This window comes from Hydrogenophaga atypica (assembly GCF_042665215.1).
GTDB lineage: Bacteria > Pseudomonadota > Gammaproteobacteria > Burkholderiales > Burkholderiaceae_C > Hydrogenophaga > Hydrogenophaga defluvii_A.
Genome location: NZ_JBHTCA010000067.1, coordinates 1 through 2,586 on the forward strand (window position 1 = coordinate 1; position 2,586 = coordinate 2,586).

General features: G+C 62.7%; 3 protein-coding genes. All 3 read left to right on the forward strand.

Annotated elements, in window-relative coordinates:
• Nucleotides 1–82: 82 nt before the first annotated feature.
• The 3 genes from ACFQPB_RS23760 to tnpC all read left to right on the forward strand — a co-directional run bounded on the left by ACFQPB_RS23760 (nt 83) and on the right by tnpC (nt 2,544).
• On the forward strand, nt 83–526 hold the full coding sequence (locus ACFQPB_RS23760; protein ID WP_382228878.1) for a transposase: 444 nt from the start codon (nt 83–85) through the stop codon (nt 524–526).
• The gene (tnpB, locus tag ACFQPB_RS23765) at nt 502–852 is read left to right on the forward strand and encodes an IS66 family insertion sequence element accessory protein TnpB (RefSeq protein WP_382228881.1); all 351 of its coding nucleotides are present in this window, start codon (nt 502–504) and stop codon (nt 850–852) included. Before ACFQPB_RS23760 ends, tnpB begins: the two co-directional genes overlap by 25 nt.
• 87 nt (nt 853–939) lie before the next feature.
• Nucleotides 940–2,544, forward strand: a complete 1,605-nt coding sequence (gene tnpC / locus ACFQPB_RS23770; protein WP_382228884.1) for an IS66 family transposase — start codon at nt 940–942, stop codon at nt 2,542–2,544.
• Nucleotides 2,545–2,586 lie beyond the last annotated feature (42 nt).

The window sequence follows — 2,586 nt, forward strand, 5'->3', positions numbered from 1 at the left end:
GTAAGCGGTCATTGAACTACGTCTTTCCACAGAGTGCCTGAGAGAGGAAGCTACGTGTCCATGTAGAACAAGGTGGACGCGTATGTCAGAGATCGATTCAGAGGTGGTACGACGCCTGGTCACGGGGCGCAAGAACGATGGGCGTGCCGTGTACGACCCGCAGGCCAAGGCCGAGGTGGTTCGGGCTTGCCTGAAGCCGGGCGTGTCGGTGGCGCGCATGGCGCTGCAATGTGGCATCAACGCCAACTTGCTGCGCCGCTGGATCACGCAGAGCATGGGCGCGGACATGAAGACAAATCGGGTCAACATGCCGACCGTGGCCCTTGCCAGTACAGATACTTTTGTGCCGCTGCGGCTTGCGGCCCCCGGGGCAGTGCCGGCCACTGCTGTTGCGCTGAAGGTTCGACTTCACGCCCGACTGCCCAATGGGGTGGAGGTCAACCTGAGCGATACGGGCCCGGGCGAGTTGTTGCCCGTCCTTGAACTTCTGGGGGGTCTGCCATGTTTCGGCTCGACGACACGCTGACGGTGTACCTGCACCGCCCGGCCATCGACTTTCGCATGGGTGTCAACGGTCTGGCCATCCTGGTGGAGCAAGCCCTGGGCATGAACCCGTTCGCGGCGGCGGTGTATGTGTTCAGCAACCGCCAGCGCAACCGGGTCAAGATCCTGGTCTGGGAGCGCAACGGCTTCTGGCTGCTGATGAAGCGCCTGGAGCAAGACCGTTTCATCTGGCCAGACGAAGCGGTGGTGCCGACACTGACGGTGGAGCAACTTCACTGGTTGCTTGATGGCATTGATCTGGCGGTCACACAGCGACACCCACAGCGGTTCTACGAGCGTGTCGCCTGAGTCGCAGTGGGTCGGTGACTCAAAATATTTGTCGCAAAATAGCCGTCACAAGGAACCGCCTGAGCGACAAGCAGATCGAAGTAGGCGATGGTTCATATGCCCACTGCCGAAGAATTTGCAGCCTTGCAAAAGGCGCTGGCCCAGGCCACCCAGACCAGCGAATCGCTCGCTGGTGAGTTGCGCATCACGCGCGCCGAGCGCGACCTGCTCAAGGAGCAGTTGAACAAGTTCAAGCGCCAGCTGTTTGCGGCCAAGAGCGAGGCCAGCGCCGGCCACCAGAAGGACATGTTCTTCAACGAGGCCGATGCGCTCGGCTCGGCGGCCCAGCCGGCACAGGAAGAAACCGAGGCCGATGGCAACACCGTCGAGGTTCCCGCTCACAAACGGACCAAGCGTGGGCGCAAACCACTGGACCCGGCGTTACCGCGCGAGGTGGTGCGCCACGAACTGCCCGAATCCGAGCGGGTCTGCCCTCACGACGGTGCCGTGCTGCGGGAGATTGGCGTGCAGGCCAGCGAGCAGCTCGACATCATCCCGCAACAAGTGCGCGTGATCCGGCATGAGCGGGTCAAGTACGCCTGCCCGTGCTGCGACGGCACGCTGCGTCTGGCGGCCAAGCCCGAGCAAGTCATTCCCAAGGGCCTGTTCAGCGAAGGCCTGCTGGCCTGGGTGATCACTTCCAAGTACGTGGACGGTCTGCCGCTGTACCGCCAGGCGGCCTTGCTGGGGCGCTTCGGTGGCAGCGATCTCTCGCGCAACACCATGGCCGCCAGCGTCGTGCGGGTGGGCCAGGCGGTGCAGCCCGTCATCAACCTGTTGCGAGATATGGTGTTGGACGCACCCCTGATCTTCGGCGACGAGACCGAGATCCAGGTGCTCAAGGAGGCCGGGCGCAGCGCCCAGTCCAAGAGCTACATGTGGGCGCAGATGACCGATGGCTCTGGCGCCAGCGGCTCTGGTCCGCCCATACGCTTGTTCGCCTACTCACCTTCACGCAGCACCGAGGCAGCGCAGCGTCTGTACGTCGGTGCGCGCGAGGGCTGCGTGCTGATGTCTGACGGCTACGAGGTCTACAACAAAATCGCCTTGGCCAACAAGCTCGTGCACATCGGGTGTTGGGCTCATTGCCGACGTTACTTCAATGATGCGCTGCAGGCATTGCCCAAAGCCAACCGTGGGCCAGAGCAGTTGGCGGCCAGGTTCATCGCACTGATCGGCAAGCTCTACCGTGTGGAGGCCCTGGCCAAAGAGCAAGGGCTGGATACGGGTGCATTGCTGCACAGCCGCCAGGCCCACAGTGTGCCGGTGCTGCAAGAGATCCAGGCCTTGCTGCTGGCCAACGTTCATGCGGTGCTGCCGGGCAGTTTGCTGGGCAAGGCGCTGCACTACCTATCCTCGCAGTGGCCCAAGCTGGAGCGCTTCGTCACCAGCGGGCACTTGCCCGTAGACAACAACGGTTGTGAAAATTCAATCCGTCCGTTCGTCATCGGAAGACGCAACTGGCTCTTCGCCGACACCGTGGCCGGTGCCAACGCGAGCGCCAACCTGTACTCGTTGCTGGAAACCTGCAAGGTCAATGGCGTCGATGGGTACCAGTACCTGCGCTCGCTCCTGGTGGCACTTCCACGGGCCAAGACCGTCGATGACTACGAGGCCTTGCTGCCCTGGAGCATCGCTGCGCTCAAGACCTGAACGGAAGGACTGCGCAAGGGGTGCGGTCTATTGACCGCTTAC